General features: G+C 58.4%; 5 protein-coding genes. 3 read left to right on the plus strand and 2 right to left on the minus strand.

What is annotated here, in order from left to right; genetic code table 11:
* Window positions 1–29 precede the first annotated feature (29 nt).
* On the minus strand, window positions 30–1805 hold the full coding sequence (gene gcl / locus M9827_RS04725; RefSeq protein ID WP_250603832.1) for a glyoxylate carboligase: 1776 nt from the start codon (window positions 1803–1805) through the stop codon (window positions 30–32).
* 268 nt (window positions 1806–2073) lie between these two features.
* Here gcl and M9827_RS04730 point away from each other — a divergent pair, with 268 nt between their 5' ends.
* Together M9827_RS04730 and M9827_RS04735 are read left to right on the plus strand one after the other, a co-directional pair.
* Entirely contained in the window at window positions 2074–2514 is a 441-nt protein-coding gene (locus M9827_RS04730) for a GlcG/HbpS family heme-binding protein (RefSeq protein WP_250603835.1), read from the plus strand.
* 207 nt (window positions 2515–2721) lie between these two features.
* A complete protein-coding gene (locus tag M9827_RS04735; protein ID WP_250603837.1) occupies window positions 2722–3180 on the plus strand; it encodes an REP-associated tyrosine transposase in 459 nt (152 codons plus the stop codon).
* Between the two features lie 131 nt (window positions 3181–3311).
* Here M9827_RS04735 and M9827_RS04740 read toward each other — a convergent pair whose 3' ends face one another.
* The gene (locus M9827_RS04740) at window positions 3312–3917 is read right to left on the minus strand and encodes a TetR/AcrR family transcriptional regulator (protein WP_250603839.1); all 606 of its coding nucleotides are present in this window, start codon (window positions 3915–3917) and stop codon (window positions 3312–3314) included.
* Between the two features lie 135 nt (window positions 3918–4052).
* On the opposite strand from M9827_RS04740, the gene M9827_RS04745 reads away from it, so the two are divergent.
* Window positions 4053–4967 (plus strand): DUF808 domain-containing protein, encoded by a 915-nt coding sequence (locus M9827_RS04745; RefSeq protein ID WP_250603841.1) that lies wholly within the window; start codon window positions 4053–4055, stop codon window positions 4965–4967.
* The last annotated feature ends 88 nt before the right edge of the window (window positions 4968–5055 follow it).

Here is a 5055-nt window from a genome sequence, read left to right on the forward strand (position 1 = left end):
CTCCCAGAGGGAGAGGGAGCTAGTTACGTTCAATCAAGCAGCGAAATCGCCGTTGGCGCATCGTTGCCGACCAGCGCCAGGTCTTCGAATTCGTTGACGGCGTTGATCTCGGTGCCCATGGAGATGTTGGTCACACGCTCCAGAATGATCTCGACGATCACTGGCACCTTGAACTCTTCGATCATCTGTTCGGCCTTGCGCAGGGCAGGGGCGATTTCCGATGGTTCGAACACACGCAATGCCTTACAGCCGAGGCCTTCAGCCACTGCGATGTGGTCAACCCCGTAACCGTTGAGTTCCGGCGCGTTCAGGTTATCGAAGGACAGCTGCACGCAGTAGTCCATTTCGAACCCGCGCTGCGCCTGACGGATCAGACCCAGGTACGAGTTGTTCACCACGACGTGGATGTAAGGCAGTTTGAACTGAGCGCCGACCGCCAGTTCTTCGATCATGAACTGGAAGTCATAGTCCCCCGACAGGGCCACGACTTTACGGTTCGGATCGGCCTTTACCACGCCCAGCGCTGCCGGAATGGTCCAGCCCAACGGGCCGGCCTGGCCGCAGTTGATCCAGTGACGCGGCTTGTAGACGTGCAGGAACTGCGCGCCGGCAATCTGCGACAGACCAATGGTGCTGACGTAGCAGGTGTCCTTGCCGAACACCTGGTTCATTTCTTCGTAAACGCGCTGTGGTTTGACCGGCACGTTGTCGAAGTGAGTCTTGCGATGCAGGCTGGCCTTGCGTTGCTGGCAATCTTGCAGCCAGGCACTGCGGTTTTTCAGCTTGCCGGCGGCTTGCCATTCACGGGCTACTTCGATGAACACGGTCAGTGCTGCAGCGGCGTCGGAAACGATGCCCAGATCCGGGGTGAACACACGACCGATCTGCGTGCCTTCGATGTCGACGTGGATGAACTTGCGGCCTTCGGTGTAAACGTCAACTGAACCGGTGTGGCGGTTGGCCCAACGGTTACCGATACCCAGCACCACGTCGGATTTCAGCATGGTCGCGTTGCCGTAACGGTGCGACGTCTGCAGTCCGACCATGCCGACCATCAACGGGTGATCGTCCGGGATGGTGCCCCAGCCCATCAGGGTCGGGATCACCGGGATGCCGGTCAGCTCAGCGAATTCAACCAGCAGATCGCTGGCGTCGGCGTTGATGATGCCGCCGCCGGCCACCAGCAATGGACGCTCGGCCTGATCCAGCAGCGCCAAAGCCTTCTCGACCTGCACGCGGGTCGCAGTCGGCTTGGCCAATGGCAGCGGCTGGTAAGCGTCGATGTCGAATTCGATTTCGGCCATCTGCACGTCGAACGGCAGGTCGATCAGTACAGGGCCTGGACGGCCGGAGCGCATTTCAAAGAACGCTTTCTGGAACGCGTAAGGTACTTGGCCCGGCTCCAGAACAGTGGTCGCCCACTTGGTGACTGGCTTGACGATGCTGGTGATGTCGACAGCCTGGAAGTCTTCCTTGTGCATACGGGCGCGGGGTGCCTGACCGGTAATGCAGAGGATTGGAATCGAGTCGGCCGAGGCGCTGTAGAGCCCGGTGACCATGTCGGTACCGGCAGGGCCGGAAGTACCGATGCACACGCCGATGTTGCCGGCCTTGGTGCGGGTGTAGCCCTCGGCCATGTGCGAGGCGCCTTCAACGTGGCGAGCGAGGACGTGATCGATGCCACCGACTTTCTGCAAGGCGGAGTACAGCGGGTTGATGGCAGCGCCCGGGATGCCAAAAGCGGTATCAACCCCTTCACGGCGCATCACCAGAACGGCGGCTTCGATTGCTCTCATTTTGCTCATGGTTTTGTGCCTCTTTACGTTTTGTAATTGTATACAAGTGGCTTTGCGCAGAGTGTATTCACGGCGGACGGCGCAGGTCAATCCATTTTCTCAAGCGTCTGTTTCATTCGTCGGAAGCCAGTCTGACTGTGGCTTTTCGTCGCATGTGGCGCTTTTCGAGAATTATTGTATACAAAAAAATAACTCATTGTGTTCTATTTGTTGCATCGGGCTGCGGCAGAAAACCGCAGCCCCACGACTTTCCCTATAACAAAATGAGGACGGCACCATGAGCGCTTTAACCTTGAAAGTCGCAGTCAACCTGGTCAGCGAAGCCATCAATGCAGGGCGCGGCATCAACGCCGCGCCGCTGACCATCGCGGTACTCGATACCGGCGGCCACCTGATCACCCTGCAGCGCGAAGACGGTGCCAGCCTGCTGCGCCCGGATATCGCCATCGGCAAGGCCTGGGGCGCCATTGCCCTGGGTAAAGGCTCGCGCCTGCTGGCACTGGATGCACAACAACGCCCGGCGTTTATTGCCGCACTCAACAGCATGGGCCAGGGCAGCGTCGTGCCGGCACCGGGCGGTGTGTTGATTCGGGATCAGGCGGGGAACGTGCTGGGTGCGATCGGGATTAGCGGGGATTTGTCGGACATTGATGAGCAGGTGGCGATTAAAGCGGTGGAGGCGTTGGCGTTGCGGGCGGATGCGGGGGTGGCTGCTTGATCGGAGGCGTCTGAACAATGGTCATCGCTGGCAAGCTAGCTCCCACAGTTTTTGTCGAACGTAAATTTCGCGAATGACACAGAACCTTGTGGGAGCTGGCTTGCCAGCGATGGCGGCCTTACTGACACATCATGAAAAAAGACTAACCAGCCAAATGGATCACTGAAGTCTAGCCTTCTGATGAACTCATCATGAAGGGGCAATGGATTGCCTGATTTTCCTGCTTCACATCGTCTGCGAGCCGGCCGCTATGCCGAGCCGAATCGAATCTATCTCCTGACTACCAACACACTTGATCGCGAACCGATCTTTGCCGATTTCGTTCTGGGCAGATTGGTTGTTCATCAGTTTCGGCGGGCGCAAGATCTTGGGTTGGCAAAATCATTGGCATGGGTGGTCATGCCAGATCACTTTCATTGGCTCGTTGAGCTGGAAAACTGCTCACTTCGCAAACTGATGCGAGAGACCAAGTCACTGATTACGCGCGAAGTGAATCTATCCAGTGGTAGAAACGGGCCGCTTTGGCAGCAGGGGTTTCACGACCGCGCACTGCGGCGGGAAGAGGATCTAGTGAAAATGGCGCGATATGTCGTAGCTAACCCTTTACGGGCGGGATTGGTCGGAAGGATTGGCGACTATCCGCTGTGGGATGCAGTTTGGCTTTAACAATTTTGAATCGAGTTGCCTCTATCGCTGGCAAGCCAGCTCCCACAGGTTTCTCTGTCGAATTCAGATTTAGCAAACAACACAAATCCTGGTGGGAGCTGGCTTGCCAGCGATGGCACCACAGCAATACTTCAGTCCAGCTCACACCCCTTCAACACCAACCGGATAATCGTCTGCGCCGCGGCTTCATAATCTGCCTCGTCCAGCTTGTCCTTGCCGGTGACCGCAGAAATCTGCCAGTCGAAGTCGGCGTAGGTCTGGGTCGCGGCCCAGATGCTGAACATCAGGTGGTTGGGGTCGATCGGGGCGATCTGGCCGCGGTCGATCCAGCTCTGGATGCAGTCGATGTTGTGTTTGGCCTGGCCGTTGAGCTGCTCGACCAGATCGGCGCTCAAATGTGGCGCGCCGTGCATGATTTCGCTGGCGAATACTTTGGAAGCGAAGGGCAGGTCGCGGGAGATGCGGATCTTCGAGCGGATGTAGCCGCTCAGCACTTCGCTCGGTACACCGTCCGGATTGAACGGGGTCGAGGCCTGCAAAATCGGCACGATGATGCTTTCCAATACCTCGCGATAGAGGTTTTCCTTGGACTTGAAGTAGTAGTAGACGTTGGGCTTGGGCAATCCCGCCTTGGCGGCGATGTCGCTGGTTTTGGTCGCAGCGAAGCCCTTGTCGGCAAACTCCTCACTGGCGGCACGCAGGATCAGTTCTTTGTTGCGCTCGCGGATTGTGCTCATAAACCCGGTGGTTCCTTGCCTGTTCTGGCGGTTGCGCATGGTAGCACCGGCCTCGCGCAGCGCTCAAGAATGCCCCGTGTGGTCTGTGGTCGCGTTATGCTTCGCACCATTCATACATAAAAGGAAACAGGATTCATGGCAGGAAGCAGTTTGCTGGTGCTGGTCGACGATATTGCCACCGTGCTGGATGACGTGGCGTTGATGAGCAAAATGGCCGCCAAGAAGACCGCCGGCGTGCTCGGCGACGACCTGGCGCTCAATGCCCAGCAGGTCTCCGGTGTGCGTGCCGAGCGGGAAATTCCCGTGGTTTGGGCCGTAGCCAAAGGCTCGTTCGTCAATAAACTGATTCTGGTGCCGTCGGCGCTGGCGATCAGTGCGTTCGTGCCATGGCTGGTGACGCCGTTGTTGATGGTCGGCGGCGCGTATCTGTGCTTTGAGGGTTTCGAGAAGCTCGCGCACAAGTTTTTGCACAGCAAGGCTGAAGACGAGGCCGAGCATGCGCAACTGACTCAGGCGGTAGCCGATCCGGCGACTGATCTGGTGGCTTACGAGAAGGACAAGATCAAGGGTGCGATTCGCACTGACTTCATCCTCTCGGCAGAGATTATCGCGATCACCTTGGGCACCGTGGCGGATGCATCGCTGACTCAGCAAGTGATCGTGATGTCCGGCATCGCCATCGTCATGACTGTCGGCGTTTACGGGTTGGTGGCGGGTATCGTCAAACTCGACGACCTCGGGTTGTGGCTGACCCGGAAGCCTGGGCAGTTCGCCAGGAAAATCGGCAGCGCCATCCTCAGTGCTGCGCCGTACATGATGAAAACCTTGTCGGTGGTCGGTACGGCAGCGATGTTCCTGGTCGGCGGCGGCATCCTCACCCACGGTGTGCCGGTCGTGCATCACTGGATTGAAGGCGTTGGCGCAGCAGCGGGGAGTGCCGGGTTTGCGGTACCGATGTTGCTCAACGGCGTGGCGGGGATCATTGCTGGTGCGGTGGTGTTGGCGGTGGTTGCCGTTGTCGGCAAGATCTGGCGCGCCATCAAAGGCTGAACGCAGTATCCCTGTGGGAGCGAGCCTGCTCGCGAAGGCGTCGAGTCAGTCAGCTCTTCAGGCGCTGATGCACCGCATTCGCGAGCAG

It is taken from the genome of Pseudomonas sp. AKS31 (genome assembly GCF_023634765.1).
Taxonomy (GTDB): domain Bacteria; phylum Pseudomonadota; class Gammaproteobacteria; order Pseudomonadales; family Pseudomonadaceae; genus Aquipseudomonas.

Excerpts from the sequence above, each read along its gene's own strand:
- gcl (WP_250603832.1), bottom strand. The coding sequence starts at position 1,805 with ATGAGCAAAATGAGAGCAATCGAAGCCGCCGTTCTGGTGATGCGCCGT.
- M9827_RS04730 (WP_250603835.1), top strand. The coding sequence starts at position 2,074 with ATGAGCGCTTTAACCTTGAAAGTCGCAGTCAACCTGGTCAGCGAAGCC.
- M9827_RS04740 (WP_250603839.1), bottom strand. The coding sequence starts at position 3,917 with ATGAGCACAATCCGCGAGCGCAACAAAGAACTGATCCTGCGTGCCGCC.
- M9827_RS04745 (WP_250603841.1), top strand. The coding sequence starts at position 4,053 with ATGGCAGGAAGCAGTTTGCTGGTGCTGGTCGACGATATTGCCACCGTG.